General features: G+C 69.4%; 24 protein-coding genes and 3 pseudogenes. 15 read left to right on the top strand and 12 right to left on the bottom strand.

Annotated features, from left to right (window positions below; all coding sequences use genetic code 11):
• Positions 1-41 precede the first annotated feature (41 nt).
• The 6 genes and pseudogenes from ACFLIM_RS42560 to ACFLIM_RS42535 all read left to right on the top strand — a co-directional run bounded on the left by ACFLIM_RS42560 (position 42) and on the right by ACFLIM_RS42535 (position 3,859).
• On the top strand, positions 42-1,085 hold the full coding sequence (locus tag ACFLIM_RS42560; protein WP_393175096.1) for an aldo/keto reductase: 1,044 nt from the start codon (positions 42-44) through the stop codon (positions 1,083-1,085).
• A 175-nt stretch (positions 1,086-1,260) separates the two neighbouring features.
• The gene (locus ACFLIM_RS42555) at positions 1,261-1,566 is read left to right on the top strand and encodes a DUF4158 domain-containing protein (protein WP_393175094.1); all 306 of its coding nucleotides are present in this window, start codon (positions 1,261-1,263) and stop codon (positions 1,564-1,566) included.
• Positions 1,567-1,611: 45 nt separating this feature from the next.
• Positions 1,612-1,971, top strand: a pseudogene (locus ACFLIM_RS42550) (Tn3 family transposase); the annotation flags it as partial.
• 97 nt (positions 1,972-2,068) lie between these two features.
• Positions 2,069-2,515 carry a recombinase family protein gene (locus ACFLIM_RS42545; protein WP_393175092.1) on the top strand — a complete coding sequence of 149 codons (447 nt, stop codon included), beginning with the start codon at positions 2,069-2,071 and terminating at the stop codon, positions 2,513-2,515.
• Positions 2,516-2,567: 52 nt separating this feature from the next.
• Positions 2,568-3,341: a MerR family transcriptional regulator gene (locus ACFLIM_RS42540; protein ID WP_393175090.1), complete on the top strand. Its 774-nt coding sequence runs from the start codon at positions 2,568-2,570 to the stop codon at positions 3,339-3,341.
• On the top strand, positions 3,338-3,859 hold the full coding sequence (locus ACFLIM_RS42535; protein WP_393175088.1) for a hypothetical protein: 522 nt from the start codon (positions 3,338-3,340) through the stop codon (positions 3,857-3,859). The genes ACFLIM_RS42540 and ACFLIM_RS42535 overlap by 4 nt, the downstream gene beginning before the upstream one ends.
• Here the strand turns inward: ACFLIM_RS42535 and ACFLIM_RS42530 are convergent.
• Positions 3,828-4,229, bottom strand: coding sequence for a DNA alkylation repair protein (locus ACFLIM_RS42530; RefSeq protein WP_393175086.1), 402 nt, complete (start codon positions 4,227-4,229; stop codon positions 3,828-3,830). The two genes, ACFLIM_RS42535 and ACFLIM_RS42530, sit on opposite strands and share 32 nt — an antisense overlap.
• Here ACFLIM_RS42530 and ACFLIM_RS42525 point away from each other — a divergent pair.
• Positions 4,219-4,431 (top strand): hypothetical protein, encoded by a 213-nt coding sequence (locus ACFLIM_RS42525; protein ID WP_393175084.1) that lies wholly within the window; start codon positions 4,219-4,221, stop codon positions 4,429-4,431. The genes ACFLIM_RS42530 and ACFLIM_RS42525 overlap by 11 nt on opposite strands.
• A 15-nt stretch (positions 4,432-4,446) precedes the next feature.
• Here the strand turns inward: ACFLIM_RS42525 and ACFLIM_RS42520 are convergent, their stop codons facing one another.
• Genes ACFLIM_RS42520 through trpB form a run of 3 tightly spaced genes read right to left on the bottom strand, consistent with a single transcriptional unit; the run spans position 4,447 to position 7,216 of the window.
• Entirely contained in the window at positions 4,447-5,202 is a 756-nt protein-coding gene (locus tag ACFLIM_RS42520; protein WP_393175082.1) for a GntR family transcriptional regulator, read from the bottom strand.
• Positions 5,199-6,014: a tryptophan synthase subunit alpha gene (gene trpA, locus ACFLIM_RS42515; RefSeq protein ID WP_393175080.1), complete on the bottom strand. Its 816-nt coding sequence runs from the start codon at positions 6,012-6,014 to the stop codon at positions 5,199-5,201. The genes ACFLIM_RS42520 and trpA overlap by 4 nt, the downstream gene beginning before the upstream one ends.
• Positions 6,011-7,216 (bottom strand): tryptophan synthase subunit beta, encoded by a 1,206-nt coding sequence (trpB, locus tag ACFLIM_RS42510; RefSeq protein WP_393175078.1) that lies wholly within the window; start codon positions 7,214-7,216, stop codon positions 6,011-6,013. Before trpB ends, trpA begins: the two co-directional genes overlap by 4 nt.
• A gap of 334 nt (positions 7,217-7,550) precedes the next feature.
• Here trpB and ACFLIM_RS42505 point away from each other — a divergent pair, with 334 nt between their 5' ends.
• Positions 7,551-7,943 (top strand): hypothetical protein, encoded by a 393-nt coding sequence (locus ACFLIM_RS42505; RefSeq protein WP_393175076.1) that lies wholly within the window; start codon positions 7,551-7,553, stop codon positions 7,941-7,943.
• A 92-nt stretch (positions 7,944-8,035) separates the two neighbouring features.
• Here ACFLIM_RS42505 and ACFLIM_RS42500 read toward each other — a convergent pair whose 3' ends face one another.
• The 4 genes from ACFLIM_RS42500 to ACFLIM_RS42485 form a co-directional block, all read right to left on the bottom strand.
• A complete protein-coding gene (locus ACFLIM_RS42500) occupies positions 8,036-8,188 on the bottom strand; it encodes a response regulator transcription factor (protein WP_393175074.1) in 153 nt (50 codons plus the stop codon).
• A gap of 248 nt (positions 8,189-8,436) precedes the next feature.
• Entirely contained in the window at positions 8,437-8,559 is a 123-nt protein-coding gene (locus ACFLIM_RS42495) for a hypothetical protein (RefSeq protein WP_393175072.1), read from the bottom strand.
• Positions 8,560-8,608: 49 nt separating this feature from the next.
• Positions 8,609-9,163, bottom strand: coding sequence for a cysteine dioxygenase family protein (locus ACFLIM_RS42490; protein ID WP_393175070.1), 555 nt, complete (start codon positions 9,161-9,163; stop codon positions 8,609-8,611).
• Positions 9,164-9,199: 36 nt separating this feature from the next.
• On the bottom strand, positions 9,200-9,847 hold the full coding sequence (locus ACFLIM_RS42485; RefSeq protein WP_393175068.1) for a dihydrofolate reductase family protein: 648 nt from the start codon (positions 9,845-9,847) through the stop codon (positions 9,200-9,202).
• Between the two features lie 107 nt (positions 9,848-9,954).
• On the opposite strand from ACFLIM_RS42485, the gene ACFLIM_RS42480 reads away from it, so the two are divergent.
• Complete coding sequence (locus ACFLIM_RS42480; protein WP_393175066.1) at positions 9,955-10,824, top strand: LysR family transcriptional regulator; 870 nt, start codon at positions 9,955-9,957, stop codon at positions 10,822-10,824.
• A 109-nt stretch (positions 10,825-10,933) separates the two neighbouring features.
• Here ACFLIM_RS42480 and ACFLIM_RS42475 read toward each other — a convergent pair.
• Positions 10,934-11,122: pseudogene (locus ACFLIM_RS42475) on the bottom strand (DUF899 family protein); the annotation flags it as partial.
• Positions 11,123-11,225: 103 nt separating this feature from the next.
• Here ACFLIM_RS42475 and ACFLIM_RS42470 point away from each other — a divergent pair.
• From ACFLIM_RS42470 to ACFLIM_RS42450, 5 genes and pseudogenes are all read left to right on the top strand, one after another.
• Positions 11,226-11,594, top strand: coding sequence for a VOC family protein (locus ACFLIM_RS42470; RefSeq protein ID WP_393175064.1), 369 nt, complete (start codon positions 11,226-11,228; stop codon positions 11,592-11,594).
• A gap of 43 nt (positions 11,595-11,637) precedes the next feature.
• Positions 11,638-11,802 (top strand): annotated as a pseudogene (locus ACFLIM_RS42465) (transposase); the annotation flags it as partial.
• A gap of 166 nt (positions 11,803-11,968) precedes the next feature.
• The gene (locus ACFLIM_RS42460) at positions 11,969-12,235 is read left to right on the top strand and encodes a hypothetical protein (protein WP_393175062.1); all 267 of its coding nucleotides are present in this window, start codon (positions 11,969-11,971) and stop codon (positions 12,233-12,235) included.
• Positions 12,232-12,450, top strand: a complete 219-nt coding sequence (locus tag ACFLIM_RS42455) for a hypothetical protein (protein ID WP_393175060.1) — start codon at positions 12,232-12,234, stop codon at positions 12,448-12,450. Before ACFLIM_RS42460 ends, ACFLIM_RS42455 begins: the two co-directional genes overlap by 4 nt.
• The gene (locus ACFLIM_RS42450) at positions 12,438-12,866 is read left to right on the top strand and encodes a hypothetical protein (RefSeq protein WP_393175058.1); all 429 of its coding nucleotides are present in this window, start codon (positions 12,438-12,440) and stop codon (positions 12,864-12,866) included. The genes ACFLIM_RS42455 and ACFLIM_RS42450 overlap by 13 nt, the downstream gene beginning before the upstream one ends.
• 141 nt (positions 12,867-13,007) lie before the next feature.
• On the opposite strand, the gene ACFLIM_RS42445 is transcribed toward ACFLIM_RS42450, so the two are convergent.
• The 3 genes from ACFLIM_RS42445 to ACFLIM_RS42435 form a co-directional block, all read right to left on the bottom strand.
• The gene (locus ACFLIM_RS42445) at positions 13,008-13,727 is read right to left on the bottom strand and encodes a hypothetical protein (RefSeq protein WP_393175056.1); all 720 of its coding nucleotides are present in this window, start codon (positions 13,725-13,727) and stop codon (positions 13,008-13,010) included.
• A 74-nt stretch (positions 13,728-13,801) separates the two neighbouring features.
• Complete coding sequence (locus ACFLIM_RS42440) at positions 13,802-14,167, bottom strand: recombinase family protein (RefSeq protein ID WP_393175053.1); 366 nt, start codon at positions 14,165-14,167, stop codon at positions 13,802-13,804.
• A 37-nt stretch (positions 14,168-14,204) separates the two neighbouring features.
• Entirely contained in the window at positions 14,205-15,719 is a 1,515-nt protein-coding gene (locus ACFLIM_RS42435) for a Tn3 family transposase (protein WP_393175051.1), read from the bottom strand.
• Positions 15,720-15,940: 221 nt separating this feature from the next.
• Here ACFLIM_RS42435 and ACFLIM_RS42430 point away from each other — a divergent pair, with 221 nt between their 5' ends.
• Positions 15,941-16,351: a hypothetical protein gene (locus ACFLIM_RS42430; protein WP_393175048.1), complete on the top strand. Its 411-nt coding sequence runs from the start codon at positions 15,941-15,943 to the stop codon at positions 16,349-16,351.
• The last annotated feature ends 106 nt before the right edge of the window (positions 16,352-16,457 follow it).

Below are 16,457 nucleotides of genomic sequence, written 5' to 3'. Positions count from 1 at the left end.
CCTCTCCGTTTCGGTGAAGGCTAGCAGATCCGGAGACAGTGATGGAGTACGTGAAGCTCGGCGCCACCGGTCTGGACGTGTCCCCGATCGCGATCGGCGCGATGACCTACGGCGAGCCCGACCGCGGTCACCCGGTGTGGTCGCTGCCCGAGGAACAGTCCCGGCCGCTCATCAAGCACGCCCTGGAGCAGGGCATCAACTTCTTCGACACGGCCAACTTGTACTCTTACGGCTCCAGCGAGGAGATCCTCGGCCGAGCGCTGCGCGACTTCGCGAACCGCGACGACGTGGTGATCGCGACCAAGCTGCGGCATCCGATGCGGTCGGGCCCCAACGGCAAGGGCCTGTCCCGCAAGGCGATCATGACCGAGATCGACCACAGCCTGCGCCGGCTGGGCACCGATTACGTGGACCTGTACCAGATCCACCGCAACGACCCGAGCACGCCGCTCGAGGAGACTCTGGAGGCACTGCACGACCTGGTCAAGGCCGGTAAGGTGCGCTACCTCGGCGCCTCATCCATGCACGCGTGGGAGTTCAGTAAGGCGCTGCACACCCAGCGGGCCAACGGCTGGGCACGGTTCGTGTCCATGCAGGACCACTACAACCTGCTCGCCCGCGAGGAGGAGCGGGAAATGCTCCCGCTGTGCGCCGACGAGGGCGTCGGCACCATCGTGTGGAGCCCGCTGGCGCGCGGCCGGCTGGCCCGAGCCTGGGACGACACCGCCACCCCCCGGTCACAGACCGACGGCGGCTACGCCGACATGCTCTACTCCACACCGGACAGCGACCGGCAGATCATCGACGCCGTCGGCGCCGTCGCCGAAGTCCGGGGCGTCAGCCGCGCCCAGGTGGCGCTGGCCTGGCTGCGGACCAACCCGGTCGTCACCGCCCCGCTGGTCGGCGCGAACACCACCCGGCACATCGACGAGGGCGTGGCGTCGCTGGACGTCGAGCTGACAGCTGAGGAGATCACCCAACTGGAGCGGCCGTACACGCCGAGGTACGACCTCCAGGGCATTTCCAGCGACGCCGAATTGCAGCGGATCATGGCCCGGATTCCGGGATACACCACCGCATCCTGAATCCCGTTCAGCGACCTCGGCGTCCACGGCCCCGAACACGCCTTCGGAACAGGACATGGGTGCCGTCAACCGAACGGGCCATGGGCTGCCAAACCCGGAAGCTTCCTAGCCTGACCTTCTGAAATGCCGAAGCGCCTGGCGCGGATCTATGGGCATGGAACGTCCGCCGCTTCGCATGGATGAACTCATCGACCACTGGACTGTGCTGAGCGATGAGGTCGGCCTGGTCAGCGCGAAGCAGGAAGGCACTCGTCTGGCCTTTGCGCTGCTGCTGAAGTACTTCACGCAGCACGGGCGCTTCCCGCGCGGGCGGGCGGAGTTTCCTGACGAGGTGGTCGACTACGTTGCGAGGCAGGCCAAGACGTCGGCCGGCAGCTTGGCCTGTACGACTGGTCAGGTCGGACGATCGAGCGTCATCGCAGCGAGATCCGCGACCACCTCGGCTTTCGGGAGTGCTCGGTTGCCGATGGCGACAAGCTGACCGACTGGCTGGCCGTGAACGTCGCGCCGCTGGAGCGCCGTCCCCCTGATCGACATCCTCAAGGAAGCGATCCTGCGCACCGGCTGCCTGGCCAAGGTGACCGCAGCGACCGGCACCGGCCACATGAGCCCCGAAGTGCTCGCCGAACGGCTCATGCTGGTCATCTACGCCTACGGCACCAACTGCGGCATCCGACAGATGATCTCCGGCGCGCACGCCCACAGGGAGGAGGACCTGCGCTACGTCCGCCGCCGCTACCTGACCCCGGAGATGGCCCGCACCATCGCGGTCGAGATCGCCAACGCCACCTTCGCCGCCCGTGATGCCGGGCTGTGGGGGCAGGACTCCACCGCGGTCGCCTCCGACTCCACCCACTTCCGCGCGTGGGATCAGAACCTGTTCACCGAGTGGCACTCCCCTCCGCAGGGCCTTCAAGAAGCCCTTCAAAAACCTGGAGTGTCCAACAACCTCAGACCACCGATTTCTGACATGATCCGGGGCCATGGCCGCCCTCGAACCGGCCGACCGCCCGGACCTCCTCGTCGCCGAGCCGCTCGTCCGCACCGAAATCAAGATCGGATACGCCCGGGTATCGACCGGCGGCCAGAAGCTCGAACGGCAGATCGACGCACTCACCGCAGCCGGGTGCCGGAAGATCTTCGCGGACAAGAAGTCCGGCAAGAACGGGGTCGACTTTGACTTCCTCATCGCCCCGTTGAGCTTTCGCCGCCTGCTGGTGGACGGCACCGACGACAAGGGATTACATCCACCGGCTCGCCGTCGCCACCGCCGCTGTGCTCAAGGCCGCGCGAACGGGTTGACCGGCCCTCCCAGGGTGCGGAAGATCTCCAGCGAGGCGGCGATCTTCTTGTTGAGGGGCAGAGCATATAGGCCGGAAAGGACTGATAGAGCTGGTCAGAGGCCATCGCAGCGCCTTCGTTCCTGCTGATCAAGGGCACACGGCTGGACTCTCCCACATTGGGAGGCCCCATGCTGGGGGCATGGACGAGGAGCTGCTGCCGATCGGGCAGTTCGCCAGGCTCGGTCGGCTGAGCATCAAACAGCTGCGGCACTACGCCCAGCTCGGACTGCTGGTGCCCGCGTACGTGGACGAGCACACCGGATACCGCTACTACCGGCACGAGCAGGCGCGCGATGCGCTGTCGATTGGGCTGCTGCGCTCGCTCGACGTCCCGCTCGCCGTCATCGCGCAGGTGCTTTCCGGTACGGCCGGTGTCCTGGAGGGGATGCACGAGCGGCTGGAAGCCGAGCTGGCTAAGCGCCGATCGACGCTGGCCGCCCTGGAGCGCGTCATGGCGGAGGGCCTGCCGTCCACTCCCGTCACGGTGGTCACAGAACCAGCGCGGCGCGTGGCGGTGGCCGCAGCGACGGCGGCGGACCCGTCAGACGTCGGCCGGGCCACCTCGGCTGCCATCGCCAGGCTGCGGGCTGAGCCGTCGGCCGCCGCTCCCGAGCTCATCGGCCTGTTCCCGCTCGACCTCGGCGAGCCCGTCACCGTCACCGTTGCTTTGGTCAGCGAAAAGCCGGTGGCGGGGGCCGAGCTCGACGTGCTGCCAGGCGGCCGGTTCGCCAGCGCCACCCACGTCGGCCCCTACGACCAGATCGGGCTGACCGCGTACGCGCTGCTGTCCTGGTGCGCCGAGCGGTTCTTCCCCGTCCGCGGCCCGATCCGTGAGGTGTACGTGTCCGACCCGGCAACCACCCCGCCCGATCGGCTGATCACCCACCTGATGATTCCTTTGGAGGAGCTATGACACTGCAATTGGTCCACTGCGACCCCGTCACCTGCCTCAACGTTACCGGCATGGGCGAGCCCGGCGGCGCCGAGCACGTCTCGGCTATCGGCGCCCTTTACGCCGTGGCCTCCGCCATGGGCGGCCCCGCAGGGCCGCTGGAGGGCCGTTGGTGGGTGGAGGACACCTCTCGGCCGCCGCTGGAGGTGCCGCGCGATCAGTGGCGGTGGCATCTGCTGCTGCCGCTGCCTGACGTACCCGAGCCCGGGGTGGCCGAGGCGGCGCGTGAGCAGGCACGCGCGTCCGGCGCGGCCGTCGACCGCGTCCAGGTCGTCACCTTCGCCGAGGGCGAGTGCGTGGAGTTGCTCCACGAGGGGCCCTACACCGAGGAGAAGGCGTCGCTCGACGTGATGGAGGCGTTCATGGCCGAGCACGGTCTGGTGCGCAACGGGCTGCACCACGAGATCTACCTGACCGATCTCACCGATCCTGAGCCCAAGACGATGCTCAGGCAGCCGGTGGCGCACCCCGCCGGGTGATCAGCCCGCTACCGTCACCGAGAGCGGGTGGGCCGCCAGACTCCGGGCGTCGCCCCTGGCGGTCACCTGCTCTCGGGTCGGACGCTCGCCATTGTGGCTTTGGGCTCACCTTGGGTGGACCCCTCACGAACCGTGCCCGCTCTGTCGGCGCAAGCCGCTCCGTCGCATGGCGCACGGTGATGCGCGGGAGCTCGTCGAGATGCCGGTGGAGGAAGGCCACCATCAGCGGCTCGTCCCGGCGGCCGATCTCCCGCAGCATCCAGCCGAGCGCTTTGTGGATCAACGGTTCCGGATCCTGACGCAACGTCTGCACCAGGCGGAACGTCGGCTCGAAGCACCCCTCACGGATCAGCGCCAGCGTGGCGAGCACCGCGATCCTGCGGTCCCAAAGCCATGGCGCCCATGTCGTTGTCGCCGATGAGGCCGCCTTCGGCGTCGACGCCGTGGCGCGGTTCTGCCGTCAGCGGCTCGCGGTGTACAAGGTCCCCTCCGTGTTCAAGATCGAGAGTAATTTGCCCAGGAACGCGACGGGCAAGGTCCGCAAGAACCTGCTCGTCGCCACGGTGGGATAGACCGCACACAGGTTCTCAGCTGGTGGCGCGCCAGGTGAGGGAGAGGCCGGTGGCGGCGCGTTCGGTGCGGATCTCCATCATGCTGCCGAGGATGGTGGCATGGTCGGACACCACGGGCGTGGCGTCGAGCGTGTAGGTGATCCGGGTGCTGACGAGCACCGGGCTGCCCTGCGGCTCGTGGAGGTGGCGGGCGGCGGCGGGGTCGAGCAACCCGGGCCGGACCACCTCGGACGCCCGGGCGACCGTCACTCCCGCGTCGGCGAGGGCCGTGTAGAGGGAGACGGCGGTGAAGTCGCGGTCGCGGATCTGGTCGGCCACCGGCCGGCGGACCCAGGACACCTGGTGTACGGCGGGACGTCCCGCGAACTCGCGGACCCGCTCCAGCCGCAGGGCGGTGTCGCCGGGAGGCAGCCGCAGCTCCGCGGCGATCCGGGCGGGGGCCCGGCGCACCGCCCGCCCGGCCACCGCGGTGCGCACGTCGTGGCCCTGTTTACGCAGGTCGTCGACCAGGCTGCGGAGCGAGTCGAGCTGGTACGCCAGGTGGGGCGGGGCGACGTACGTGCCCCTGCCGGGCTGCTGCACGATCAGCCTCTCGTCGCTGAGCTCCCGCAACGCCTGGCGCAGCGTCATGAGGGTCACCCCGTAGGAGGCGCTCAGCTCCCGTTGCGGCGGCAGGGCCTCACCGGGGGCGTAGTGTCCCGACCGGATCTTCGCGGCGAGGTCGGCGGCGATGGCGCGGTATCTCGCCTCGTGCCCGGGGTCGGGGGTCATCGTGGTCGGTCACACTCCTGGTCGAGGGCTTGCCGCAGGGTCGCGAGGAAGGCCCGCAGGTCGTCCGGCCCAGCCCCGTCGAGCACCCGCCGCATGACCGCGGCGCCGACCACCACGCCGTCGGCGTGCCGGCGGGCTTCGCGTGCCTGGTCCGGGGTGGAAATGCCAAATCCTAGCAAGACCGGCCGGTCGGTGACGCGCCTGATCCGCTCGGTGAGCTCCGCCGCCGAAGCGGCGAGGGCGGCCTGCTCACCGGTGGTGCCCATCAGCGACACCGCGTAGACGAATCCGCGGCTGCGGCACGAGATCTCCGCCAGCCGCGGCTGCGGCGTCGCCGGCGACGCCAGCAGGACCAGCTCGATCCCGGCGGCGGCGGCCACGTCCGTCAGCTCGTCCGCCTCGTGCACCGGCAGGTCGGGCACGATCAGGCCGCCGACGCCGGCCCGGCGCAGCGCGGCGCAGAACGCCTTGGGGCCGTCGTGCAGCACCAGGTTGTAGTAGGTGCTGGCGACCAGCGGCACGCCCAGGTCCGGCATGCCGGACAGGTCGGCGAGGATCCGGCGGGTGCTCGCCCCCCGGGCCAGTGCCGTGTCGCTGGCCTGCTGGATGGTAACGCCGTCCAGCGTGGGGTCGGAGAAGGGCAGGCCGACCTCGATCGCGTCCGCCCCGGCGGCGGCGAACGCCCGCAGGTAGTCCGTCCAGCCGGGCGTGATCCCCCCGGTGACGTACGGCATGAGCAGGCCGCGGCCGGTGTCCCGGCGGGCACGCAGGTGGCGTTCGACCGCGCCCGCGGCCAGGGTGGGGTTCGTCACAGCAGTTCCTTCAGGGTTGAGACGTCCTTGTCGCCCCGGCCGGACAACGTCATCAGCACCGTCGATCCTGCGGGCAGTTCGCCGCCGCCCGCCGCGCGGATCACCCAGGCGAGGGCGTGCGCCGATTCGAGCGCCGGGACGATGCCCTCGGTGCGCGCCAGCCGTACCGCCGCGCCGACCGCCTCGTCGTCGGTCACCGTGACGTAGCGGGCCCGGCCCAGGTCGCGCAGGTGGGCGTGCTCCGGGCCGACTCCCGGGTAGTCGAGCCCGGCGGCGATGGAGTGCGCCTGGGTGATCTGCCCGTCGTCGTCCTGCAGGAACAGCGAGCGGCAGCCGTGCAGGACGCCGAGCCGGCCCCGGGCCGCCCCGGCGCCGCCCTCCGCCTCGACACCGACCAGGCGCGCCGGGGTGTCGGCGAATCCGGCGAACGTGCCGGCCGCGTTGGAGCCGCCGCCGACGCACGCGACCACGTAGTCCGGGACGCCGGTCCGCAGTTCGGCGGCGCACTGCCCGCGGGCCTCGTCGCCGATGACCCGCTGGAACTCCCTGACCATCCACGGGTACGGATCCGGCCCGATGACCGAGCCGACGCAGTAGTGGGAGTCGCCGGTGACGCCCACCCAGTGCCGCATGGCCTCGCTGGTCGCGTCCTTGAGCGTGCGGCTGCCCGTGGTGACCGGGATCACCTCGGCGCCCAGCATGCGCATCCGGAAGACGTTCAACGCCTGCCGCTCGATGTCGCGCTCGCCCATGAAGACCGTGGCCTCGAGCCCGAGCAGCGCGGCGGCGGTCGCGGTGGCCACCCCGTGCTGGCCCGCTCCCGTCTCGGCGATCAGCCTGCGCCGTCCCATCCGCGCGGCGAGCAGGGCCTGGCCCAGCACATTGTTGATCTTGTGTGACCCGGTGTGGGTGAGGTCCTCGCGCTTGAGGTACAGCCGCACGCCCAGCTCCTGCGACAGCCGCCGGGCCGGTGTGAGCGGGGTCGGCCGTCCGGCGTGCAGGGCGAGCAGTTCCGCCAGGGCGCCGCGGAAGCCCGGATCCGCCCGCGCCTCCCGGAACGCCTCGTCCACCTCGCGGCACGCCTCCACCAGGGACTCCGGCGCGTACCGCCCGCCGTACTCGCCGAACCGGCCCCGCGCCCGGGGCTCGCCCATCGTCCCGGGTGCCGGGACGGGCTCACGCCATGGCGACACATCTCGCATCCCACGCTCACCTCATTCTATAACTCTGCACAGAGTTCTATAACAGTGAGTGTGGCATGGACGGCGTGGGACGCGCCACCCCCGGCCGGTCCCGCTCGCCGGCGCGCGGCCGGCGGCGGCGTCGCCCAGGTCATACGACAGGAGCTTCCAGCAGTGCCTCGACCGCGCGTCTGGCATCCCAGGCGGCCTGCGGTGATCCCAGTACGGCCGTCACCATGGCACCGTTGGCCAGCAGGAACACCTGCGAAGCCAGGGACGACGCCGCCCTGGCGAAGTTCCTGGACGAGAACGGCAAGCTGCTATGAGCCCCCAGCGGACATCACGGCGTGACGCGATGGGCTGGACGCAGGCCGAGAACGACGTCGCGGACGTGATGATCTGGCTGCGCTGCAACCACGGGCGCGAGGTCAGCTACGCCGACATCGCCGCCAGAGTCCAGATCGCCAATGGCCACCGGCTGCGGCGGGCCGTCCGCGTGATCGCGGCCAACCGGGGCGACCGCCTGGAGAGGTTCATGCCCTCGACCTTTGGCGTTGAGGAACAGCGCGGGGTTGTCGATGGCGCGGGGCCAGTGGGGGCGTTCTTCCAGCCACTGGTCGAGGTCGGGGCGGAGCTTGGGGTGGATCTGCAGGGTGCGGATCTTGCCGTTTTTGCCGTAGATGCGCAGTTCGGCCTTGCGGCGCCCGGGCCGCGCTTCGTAATCTCGGAAGCGGGTTCGGGGTCGTGAGAACCCGCGCTGAGCGCAATCTCGGAACTCTTGCGAATGGCGGCTGCAGGTGGACACCGCGGTGTGCGGACATTGACGGACGGTCGTTTTGATCACTTCGACGGTGACACCAGGCCGGCCTCGTAGGCGAGGATGAGGAGCTGGACCCGGTCACGCGCGTCGAGCTTGGTCAGCAGCCGGCCCACGTACGCCTTGACGGTGGCGACGCTGATGACCAGTTCGGCGGCTATTTCCATGTTGGTCAAGCCCCGCGCGATCAGGGTGAGGACCTCGCGTTCGCGCTCCGTGACGCCCTCCAGCCCTCGCGGTGCCGGATTGGGAGCGGGGCGGTCGGCGAACGATCAGCCGCCGGGTGACGCCTGGTGCGATCAGGGCATCGCCGGCGGCCACGGCTCGGATCGCGATGAGGATGTCGTCCAGGGCCATGTCCTTGACGAGGAACCCGGACGGTGGTGACCTCGTCCACCAGCTGCTGCTCGACGCCCGCGCCGATTTACTGCCGCTTGGTGGAGATGACGTAGAAGCCCATGTGCTGAGCCATGCGGTTGGTCAAATAGTGCGCCTGGCGGCGGACCAGGACCGGAAGGAAGGCCCGCTGCGGATGGGCGATCTGCAACGCGGCCGCCTTATGCAGCAGTTAGTGAGACCGGAAGGGCCGGGTTCCCTCATTCGCCTGCCGGGCTGTCCCAGCCAGAGACGAACCATCGGACTGCTCCAGTGGCTGGATCGTACAACCGCCGGTTGATGGTGCCGATGTTGCCTCCGTAGACGTGGATCCCGACGGTGGGCTCGTCGCCGACGGCCGCGACGGCGTGGACGTCGTCGTCGGTCGTACAGCACACGGTGACCTGCCCGCGTTCCCACACCTGCTCACCGGCCGGCGTCAGGGCTGTGCCCGACGCAGACGCCACGGGCTTGACGTAGCGGAGCTCGCGTTCGGCTCCCGCGTAGATTCCGACGACACCCCACGTCTCGTGTCCGTGCACAGGAGTGCGTTGACCTACGTTCCAGACCACGGACGCAAGTGACCAGCTGTCGTCGGGGGCGATGTAGAGCGGGTACGTGACATGACGCTCGTTCGACGGCCGGGTGACCTCCGGGGGAAGCCGGTAGTCGCTGGCCAACAGACCGGACAACAGGGCCGCGACCTGCTTCGTGATCTCGTACTCGTCGTCGATGCTGCTGACCAACGACGCCACGTCCTTGATGAAGGTGTCCAAGGTCTCCACTCTCCTACGGCTCGGTTGCGTTCGCAGTCACCGGCTCTTGGCGGTGAACGTCAGGTGAGTGACGCCACTGGGCGTGGAAACCGCCTCGATGTTGTATGCGTCCTCCAGCGACTCCAGGCCGTCCCAGAGCCGGACACCGCGGCCGAGCAGGATCGGGACCTGGACGACGTGCATGTGATCGACCAGCCCCTCGGTGAGGAAGTCGCGTATGACAGAAGGCCCGCCGCCGAGACGCACGTCCTGGCCACCGGCCGCCTCGCGGGCCCTCTTGAGCGCCTCGGCGGGTGAGGCGTCCAGGAAGTGGAACGTGGTGCCGCCCTCCATCTCGATCGATGGCCGCGGCCGGTGGGCGAGCACGAAGACCGGCGTATGGAACGGCGGGTTGGCGCCCCACGCGCCCTTGTAGTCGGGGTCGTCCTGCCAACCCGGCGGGCCGAACTTGCCGGCGCCCATGATCTCGGCGCCGATGCCGGGACCGTGCATCGCAGCGAACGCGTGGTCGGCGCCGCCACTGCCGCCCCGGCCGCCGCCCATCTCATGCCAGAACCGGGTGGCGAACATCCACTCGTGCAGGCGTTCGCCGGCGTGCCCGAACGGGGCGTCGGGGGCCTGACCGGCGCCGGTAGCGAAGCCATCGAGCGAGATCGAGAAGTTGTGAACTCGTACGTCGGACATCAGAGTGCTCCTTCGATGGTGAGCTTCCTGGTGGACATCAGCATGAACCAATAGATTAATGACGTCTAATGCTAATATTGCGACCATCTCATCGATATCCTCGATGAATGGTCAACCTGATCCATCTCAAGGTTCTGGCCGCGGTGGCGCGACATGGGTCCGTGACCGAAGCGGCAAAAGAGCTGCACTACTCGCAATCGTCGGTCAGTCACCACCTGGCACGCTTGGAAGCGGCCACCGGCGCCAAGCTCATCCAGCGCGTCGGCCGCGGGATCCGATTGACCCCGGAAGGGCAACTGCTGGCCATCCGGGCCAGCGAGATCGTGGGACGGGTCGACGCGGCCACCAGCGAGCTGGCAGCACAGGTCGGCTTGCAGGCCGGGCGAGTCCGCCTGGCCGCCAACGCGTCGGCGCTGAGCACGATCGTGCCCAAGGCGGCCGCCACGCTGGCCCAGGCGCACCCGGGACTCGAGCTGAGCCTGATCGACCGTCACCCGGTCGAAGCGCTACAGATGCTGCGACACGGCGAGACCGACATCGCCCTCATCTTCCAGCACGCCGACGCCCCACTCGAAGAAGAAGAAGAGGGATTCCGCCTCGTCCACCTCTGCGACGACCCGATCTACCTCGTAAGCCGGCAACCCGACGACAGCATCGCCAACCATCGCCACTCCGCCTGGATCGGCGGTTGCCAACGGTGCCAGAACGAGCTGAACGCCGTGTGCCGGCAAGAAGGCTTCACCCCACGCATCGCATCACTCAGCGACGACATGGTCGTCGTGCAAGCCCTCGTCGCCGCCGGCAAAGGCGTCACCACCCTGCCCGGACTCGCGCTGCAAGCCCACCGCCGCCCCGACGTTCACACCACCGAACTCACCGGCTCCCCCCGCCAGATCTACGCCGTCACCTACGGCGATCCACCCGACCCGCCCGCCGTCGCCGCCGTGCTGGCGACTCTTACCGAGGCAGCCAAGTGAGCGACGTCGAATGCGCTGACGACGTCCCTCCACTGACGGTCAGGGCCCAACGGTGAGGTCGTCGGAGTGTCTTGCTTCAAGACGGGCCTATTGACTGGTCGGGCGTCCATCAGTGCGCCACTGGTTGCTGTGGGGGCGACAATTGAGGCCAGCCTGCAGGCGAGTCCTCCCAGGTTTCCTGCCGGCCGTACACGGTCATGTCCAGCAGACCGTAGCTGGGCGCCATCGGCTCCAGGCCCCGGCTGCTGGTCCAGTAGGTCTCGAACACTCTGCTGCCGTCTCGCAGGTAGCACACGAGCCCCGGTCGAGGTGTCTCAGCCGAGGCTCAAGCATGTCTGTCGGCTCCCCGCCCCCGGGAAGCCGTCCGGCTGGCCGCCCTGTGGGGTGAGGGCACCACCGCAGTGGCCTCGGACTCCACCCACTTCTCGGCGGCTCGTGATAACTCCGCACTCGGCCGGTTCTGGCCGGATGCGCTCGGCTGGAACGTCACGGCGACGAAGCCGGCGAGACCAACGTCGAACCCGAGGGCTTCGCCTATCCCGACCCCATCGCCGTCCGCATCGACTTCCTTCGCGTCCCGGAACCCCAAAACGGTGAAGAACCGCGTGCACATCGACCTCGCCACCACCTCTGCGGCCCATCAGGCGGACCTGGTCGCGCGCCTTCAGGATCTCGGCGCGACGCCCGTCGACGTGGGCCAGGGTGACGTCCCGTGGACGGTCCTCGCCGACCCGGAGGGCAACGAGTTCTGCGTCCTCACCCCGCGCTGACGCGGAGCCTCTTCATCTGCGGGTCGTACAACGGCTCCTCGGCGACGTCGTCGGCATCTTCCCGCACAGCGAGGCCATCGTCCGCCTGGTCGGCGCCGTTCCGGCCGAGCAGAACGACGAATGGACCGAAGCGACGCGCACCGCTGGACGCTGGCCGCACGGGCGTCCGGCGTCACGGTGCGGCGCGCGGCCGAGCTGGGCGAGGTGAGCCCGGACACGGTCAACGAGTGGACCCAGGCGGCGCGAGCGGCGGCTCTGGACCAGGTCCGGCACAGGATGAGGCAGGCGGCCGACCCCCGTCGGCGCGGGCCTACCTCGGCTTCCGCTTCACCGAGAGCTGGATACCCATCGACGGACAGACTGGGAGCCGTAAGGTGCGGCTGTTCGCCGAGAACCCCCTGGCCCGCGCGGCCATCCTGGAGGCGGCGTACGAGACGGTGCTGGCCGCCCACCCGGGCCTGGCGCCCGAGGTGAAGCTGGCGTCGTCCGCGGCCGACGCCAGCGTGACGATTGCGGCCGCTGCGTCGCCGGCGGCGTGGATGCGCGACGTCATTGCGGCCTGCGACCCGGCGCCGGTTGACGGGGTGATGGTCGGCCTCGACCTGGCCGCCCGGATGCTGCTGGCCGGGGAAGCGCGGTGAGTGCCGCGAAGCTGGCCCGATGCCAGTGCCCGACTCGGACCGCCGAACTCCGCGCCTGCCACCGGACCGCCACGGCGGAGGACCTCCGCTGCGACATCTGCCGCTTCGGCTGCCGGGCCACGTTGGTCGCCGGCGAGCACCTCGTTCCGCACGCCGCGTCGCTGGACTACCGGCCGCCGCGCCACTCCGCCTACGAGCAGCGATGGAGGCACTGACCATGACCGGCTACTCCGATGATCAGAAGAAGCCGCGCGGCTTCGCCCCGTCACTACTCAGCGCGGCCACCGAGCTGCTGGAGCGCGTGGGCGAGCTGCCGCCGCTGTCCGTCACCTGCAACATCGCGTCTGTGCTCGCCGGTGTCCTGGCCACTCCGGCGTCCCTGGCCGCCAGCGAGGACGACCAGAGCGCCGTGGTGCACGGCATCGCACGGGCGATGCGATGGCCCTGCCGACAGGAGGACCTCGACGGCGGCGGCGCGCTCAGGGCCCGCCTGAGCGTCGTCGACCGGGCCACCATGGCGCAGGTCCGCGAGGTCGTCATGACCGTCCCGGACGACGGCTGGTCAGGCTACGGCGGTACCGGTGTGCTGCCGACAGGGACCGACCTCACGGTGAGCATCGGCCGCTACTGAACACCCGTCCCGATAACGGTCATTTTCGGGACGGCGACGGAGCCCCTCTGCCAAAGGCCGCCAGACCGGCGCGGTGCCCCGCGCCGGTCTGGCACCTCGCGCCGGCGGGCTTGATCGGCTACTGCCATCAGGGCTGGCCGGTCATGCCGCTGCCGCAGCCGGTGGCGTGCCGCTCACCGCACCGACGTGCCGGGCGCGATACCAGAGAGCGATCCCCAGGGCCGCGCCCCAGAGCAGGGCCAGCGACACCAGCAAGCCATAAAGCAGCACGCCAGGAAACAAGCTGGGCCGCAGGAACTGGGCGAGCGCGGCGGCGAACGTCACCGCGCCCACCACCATCCCGCTCCAGCCCAGCCAGGTCGGGTAGCCCGCCAGCGCCAGCGCCCGGCCGAACAAGACCAGTGGCAGGCCCCAAAGGAGACTGATCGCGATCACCGAAGGGCCCTGCAGGGCGGTGAAGACCGTGCGGGCGGCATCGACGAGGTCGGCTTGGCCGGTCGGTGAGGCGCCTTGCCATGCCTCGGCCAGGGTCTGGCCGGCCCGGCCGTCGGTGGCGAAGTCGGTGGCAAAGACCGCGGACCCCACCAGCGCGCTGGCCGTGCCCAACCGGCCCAGCAGCACGGCGGCCGGCTGCTGCAGCGTGCCGGCCAGCGCGACGAACCCGGCTGCGGCGATCACGACACCCACGAGAGCGCCCAGATGGACGCCGGCATAGAACGGGTGGGAGGCGATGAAACGCAGCGCGGCCTCTGGGTCGGCCGCCGGCAGGTCGCCGTGGGCCAGGCGAGAGACGAACGCGGTCACGCTACCGACGATCAGGCAGATCGCGGCGGTCTTCAGGTAGAGCCGATGCTCAGTCATGAGATCTCCAGCAGGGATTCGGGGTGCGGGGCTGCTCCTCGCGGCCCGTGATGATGGCCGCACCGCCTCACAGGTCAAGATCGTTCGTCCTCGGCTTCGCCGCCGGGGGTGGTGGTGTCGAGGTTCTCGTGCAGGGAGGTGAAGCCGATCTCGCGCTTGCGGAGTTCGCCGACCGTGGTGATGAGGTCGGCCAGGGATCGGCCGTAACGGTCGAGTGAGGGCACGACCAGGGTGTCGCCCTCGTTCAGGAAGGCGTGGCAGGCGGCGAGCTCGGGCCGCTCGGCGCTCTTGCCGCACTTCTTGTCGGCGAAGACGCTCCGGCATCCGGCTGCCTTGAGCGCGTCGAGTTGGCGTTCGAGGTTCTGCCCGGCGGTGGAGACGCGGGCGTAGCCGATGCGGATCTCGCTGCGGTCGGCGGGTGGCTGCAGGGCGTCGGTCACGCCCGCAATCCTCTCAACAAACGGAACCCCCACCCTGCTATCCGATCCGGGGGGTAACGAGGTGATCGCGTTCGTCCGTCTGGGTGAGCAGCCCGCGCTGGTCTGCGTCGCGGATCCGCGGGGAGAGTTGCTTGCCGACCAGGTCGAACAGGGCGAAGTTCGTGAGGGTGGCGCCGTGGGTGTCGGTGGCGTGCTCGAAGACCGGCAGGTCGGTAGCGTTGCCGAGCAGTCCGTCGAGCACGTAGTGCGACTCGGGCGCGGTCGCGACGATGACCTTCGTGTCGAACGTCGAGTGCTGGTCGGAGACGTGCGTGTAGGTGGAGACGCCTTGGCCGCGGGCGAAATACCGGGACAAATGGTCGGCCGTGATGGACTTGCCCTTGACCGGGAACCGCTGTCCGTCGGAGCTGGAGAGCGTGCCAGCGCCGAAGGTCTGGGTGAGCGGGAGCCGGTGGTGGTAGTTCACGATCGCCGCGTTCGCCGCCTCCAGGGTCTCCGGCCGGAAGTACCACTCCGCGGTCCAGGCGAGTACGTCATACGGCACGCCGCACGACTCCGACATCGCGGTCAGGCCCATGTTGGTGGCCTCGGCAATCACCACGTACAGCAGGTTGCGTTTGAGTTCAGCCGGCCGGTTCACCTTCCCGCCGGCGTGCACGAGGTGATCGGTGAACCCGGTCCGGGCGTCGATCACCACCAGCACCGAGGCCAGCGGTACGCGCGGCAGCATCTGGGCGAGCTCGGTGCACAGCGCGTCGGCCTCAGCCGGGACATCCTCCGCGGTCAGCGGCTCGCCGTCGTCGGTGAGTCGGACCTCGCCTGGGTTGCCCTTCGCGAGCTGGGTCTCCAGATCGACGAGGGCGGTGTGCAACTCGTCGTCGGCCTGGGCGAGCGCGTCAGCGGCCTCACTAGGCTTGCCGACCAGGTGGCAAAACTCCACCTTCTGCGGCGCCCATCGTTCCGGGGTGAGCAGGAACGACGCCGGGTTGGCGTACCGGCGCGAGCCCGGCACATAGATGTCGCCGGAGCGCAGCACGTCGCGCAGGCCAAGCAGCACGGCCAGCTCCCAGTAGTGCCGGTACGCGGTTACGTCCCCGGCCGCCGCGTCGAGGTAGCCGGCCCACTTGGTCGGCACGAACCCGAACGGAGCACCGGCCGGGACCTTGCGGGTACCGGTGAGCTTCTTCGCGATGTCCGGGACGGGGACGCCCTTGTCCTTCAGTGCGAGGGCGAAGGTGAGTGAGTCGTCGTCGATGACCTTCGGCCGTCCGCCGTGGTTGCCCTTGGCGGCGGCGATGACCTGGCCTTCGAGGGTCTTCTCCCGGATGTAGTTGCGCTCGATCTGCCCGGCAACGGCGAGCACGGCGAAGAACATGGCGCCCATGCCGTTGGGGTTGTAGATGCCGGTGAGCGGGCCGGCGAGGAGCTCGAGCTGGATGCCGCCGGCCTGTAGCTCGGCGGACAGCGTCATCAGCTCGGCGGCGTTGCGGGCGAGGCGCTTGAGTTCGTGGACGGCGGCCGCACGCTTCACCGCATGTGTGACAAATGTCATAGCCATGCTATGAACCGCCATCTGTCCCATGTCGTGTCTCAGAACAAGCGCTAACCCTCAAGTAGCCAGCATGCAGTTTGGGGATGCCCCAAGGGACATGCAACGAAGGCGTGTCTCCCCGCCCGCCATCCCCTGATGTAGCAGAGCGCCCTGCACCGTCGTGTGAGCCGGTGTGGCTCACACGAACCACTCGGCACGACAGAAGGGAAACGATCGTGGCAATGAAGTTTGCGCGCACGGCGCGCGTGTGGGGAGCGACCTTGCTGGTCGCCGGTGCGCTGCTGGCGGCGGCGGCACCGGCCTCCGCCGCCACGGAAGCGACGTCACACACCACGGCCGCTACCCAGGCGCTGCCCGCACCCACCCTGGTGTCCGTGCAATGTGCCGGCAGCTGCAACCTGGTCGACACGTTCTGGACCGCGGTTTCCGGCGCGGACCACTACGAGTTCTTCGTCGGCGGACGGTTCCTCGCCGCCGTCACGGGTTCGCCGGTGGGCGGCAACCAGATGTTCTTCGAGTTCATGTCGTCGGACCCGTTTGACCCCCGCCAGACATGGACCGTTCGCGCCGTGGACGCCGCCGGCAACGTCTCGCCGATGGGAAACGGCATTAAGCCGATCGAATGCTGCTAGCGCACAGCGGTTGACCACCACGCCAAGAGCCTGTTGGTAACCACAGGTGGTTACCAACAGGCTCTTGGCCCGGGCACGTCAAGGCCCGGCGCTTGGGTAGCCGTCC

The sequence above is a fragment of the Nonomuraea marmarensis genome (assembly GCF_043197025.1).
GTDB lineage: Bacteria > Actinomycetota > Actinomycetes > Streptosporangiales > Streptosporangiaceae > Nonomuraea > Nonomuraea marmarensis.
Note: the sequence above shows the minus strand (reverse complement) of the source record. Positions and strands in the feature narration are given on the sequence as shown.

Coding starts and splice junctions, on each gene's coding strand:
- ACFLIM_RS42540 (WP_393175090.1), top strand. CDS start 2,568: ATGGACGAGGAGCTGCTGCCGATCGGGCAGTTCGCCAGGCTCGGTCGG.
- trpB (WP_393175078.1), bottom strand. CDS start 7,216: ATGCGAGATGTGTCGCCATGGCGTGAGCCCGTCCCGGCACCCGGGACG.
- ACFLIM_RS42485 (WP_393175068.1), bottom strand. CDS start 9,847: ATGTCCGACGTACGAGTTCACAACTTCTCGATCTCGCTCGATGGCTTC.
- ACFLIM_RS42480 (WP_393175066.1), top strand. CDS start 9,955: ATGGTCAACCTGATCCATCTCAAGGTTCTGGCCGCGGTGGCGCGACAT.
- ACFLIM_RS42450 (WP_393175058.1), top strand. CDS start 12,438: ATGGAGGCACTGACCATGACCGGCTACTCCGATGATCAGAAGAAGCCG.
- ACFLIM_RS42435 (WP_393175051.1), bottom strand. CDS start 15,719: ATGACATTTGTCACACATGCGGTGAAGCGTGCGGCCGCCGTCCACGAA.
- ACFLIM_RS42545 (WP_393175092.1), top strand. CDS start 2,069: ATGGCCGCCCTCGAACCGGCCGACCGCCCGGACCTCCTCGTCGCCGAG.
- ACFLIM_RS42430 (WP_393175048.1), top strand. CDS start 15,941: ATGAAGTTTGCGCGCACGGCGCGCGTGTGGGGAGCGACCTTGCTGGTC.
- ACFLIM_RS42535 (WP_393175088.1), top strand. CDS start 3,338: ATGACACTGCAATTGGTCCACTGCGACCCCGTCACCTGCCTCAACGTT.
- ACFLIM_RS42505 (WP_393175076.1), top strand. CDS start 7,551: ATGGGCTGGACGCAGGCCGAGAACGACGTCGCGGACGTGATGATCTGG.
- ACFLIM_RS42445 (WP_393175056.1), bottom strand. CDS start 13,727: ATGACTGAGCATCGGCTCTACCTGAAGACCGCCGCGATCTGCCTGATC.
- ACFLIM_RS42520 (WP_393175082.1), bottom strand. CDS start 5,202: ATGACCCCCGACCCCGGGCACGAGGCGAGATACCGCGCCATCGCCGCC.
- ACFLIM_RS42555 (WP_393175094.1), top strand. CDS start 1,261: ATGGATGAACTCATCGACCACTGGACTGTGCTGAGCGATGAGGTCGGC.
- ACFLIM_RS42560 (WP_393175096.1), top strand. CDS start 42: ATGGAGTACGTGAAGCTCGGCGCCACCGGTCTGGACGTGTCCCCGATC.